A 1,721-nucleotide genomic window follows, 5' to 3' on the forward strand; every position below is an offset into this window, starting at 1 on the left:
CGCGGGTCGCCGCGCAGCGCGCCGCCGCGCGTCCTCGACCACCTGCTCGAACGAGCGGAACAGGTCGATCCCCATCTCGCGGGCCGTCGACTGCGTTCCGTCGCGCAGCTCGACCGGCCGGGTCATGTAGACCAGGCGATAGGCGTTGGGATTGGCGAAGCCGAAGTCCACATAGGCCCGCATCATCCGCCGAAGCCGCGCCTCGGGCTCGGCCGGCTCGGCCAGAATCTCCAGGTTCACCTCCAGCAGGGCGGCGAAGGCCTGGCGGCAGATCTCCTGCAGGATTTCGCCCTTCTCGGCGAAATGCATGTAGAGGGCGGTGGAAGACAGGCCGACCTCGTCGGCGATCTTGCGGATGGTGGCGCCTTCGTAGCCGTGCTCGACGAAGATCCGCTCGGCCGCCGCCAGGATCTCGGCGCGCCGCTCGTGCCCCTCCCCCTTGGGCTTTCTTCGCGAACGCGAGGAGATGGCGAGGTCGGCGGTCACGCGGGGGCTCCAGAGGTCCGTTCCCTGAATAGCGGCAATCCGGACGATCCGCCAATCGCTTGCGGCTCGAGAGACGTCTTGATAACCATAAGTTGTGCCGCCTTCGGAAGCCATCCATTCGCGGGCCGCGCCGGCGGCCGCCTCCGGGCCGCCGCTCGAAGACAGCGCCGCCATGCGCGGCCTGTCGGCGGTCCAGCTCTCCCTGGCCGCCCTCCTGGCCGCGGGTTTGGCCATCGCCATCCGTTTCCGGCCCGAAGCGACCGCCATGGGCGTGATCATCCTCCTCGGCCTGGGATTCGTGGCGAACGCCGCGTGGCGAACCGCGTTGGTGTGCTTCAGCCTTCGGCGGCCGTTCGAACCCGCCCCGCCGGCGACCTGGCCCCGCTACACCGTGCTGGCGGCCCTGCACGACGAGGCCGAGGTCGTGGATCAGCTGGTCCGCCGGCTGGCCGCGATCGACTATCCCGCCGACCGGCTGGAGGGCTTTCTGATCCTGGAGGCCGACGACGCGGCCACCCTCGCCGCGGCGCGGGCCTCGCCCCTTCCGGACTGGCTCGTCATCCTGGTGGTTCCGGACGGCCGGCCGCGCACCAAGCCCCGCGCCCTCAACCACGCGCTGGCGGCGGCGGCCGGGGAGCTGTTGACGGTCTACGACGCGGAGGACCATCCCGATCCCCTGCAGTTGCGCGAGGCCGCGGCCCGGTTCGCCGCCGATCCTTCAGGGCGCCTGGCCTGCCTTCAGGCGCCGCTGCGCATCCGACGCCGGACGGGCGACACGGCCTCGCCCTTCCTGGACCGCCAGTTCGCGGCCGAATACGCTAGCCTGTTCGAGACCGCCCTGCCCGGCCTGGCCCGCCTTGGTCTGCCGTTCCCGCTGGGCGGCACCAGCAACCATTTCCGGACAGACGTCCTGCGGGCCGTGGGCGGCTGGGACGCCTGGAACGTGACCGAAGACGCCGACCTGGGCTTCCGGCTGTGGCGGCGCGGATACCGCGCAGGGGTGATGAACCGCCCGACCTGGGAGACGCCGCCCGGCGCCCTGGAGACCTGGCTTCCCCAGCGCACGCGCTGGCTCAAGGGTTATATGCAGACCTGGGGCGTGCACACGCGCCGGCCCTGGAGGCTGGGGCCGCGGGGCCTGTTCGCCCTGACCATGACCGTCGGGGCGGGGCTGGCGTCGGCGGCGCTGCACTGGGCCTCGACCAGCTGGATGGCGGCCGCCGTCCTCGTCGCCG

Annotated in this window: 2 protein-coding genes; one reads left to right on the plus strand and one right to left on the minus strand. The window is 71.9% G+C overall.

The features are described from left to right. Positions 1–486 (minus strand): TetR/AcrR family transcriptional regulator (locus AC2W7C_RS17530; protein ID WP_486002515.1); only part of this gene is annotated, 486 nt, incomplete at its 3' end. Positions 487–658: 172 nt separating this feature from the next. Here AC2W7C_RS17530 and AC2W7C_RS17535 point away from each other — a divergent pair. Beyond that, positions 659–1,721: glycosyltransferase family 2 protein (locus tag AC2W7C_RS17535; protein ID WP_486002516.1), on the plus strand; the 1,063-nt coding region annotated here is incomplete at its 3' end.

The sequence above is a fragment of the Brevundimonas sp. CURTG3B2_SDJG genome, from assembly GCF_057364705.1.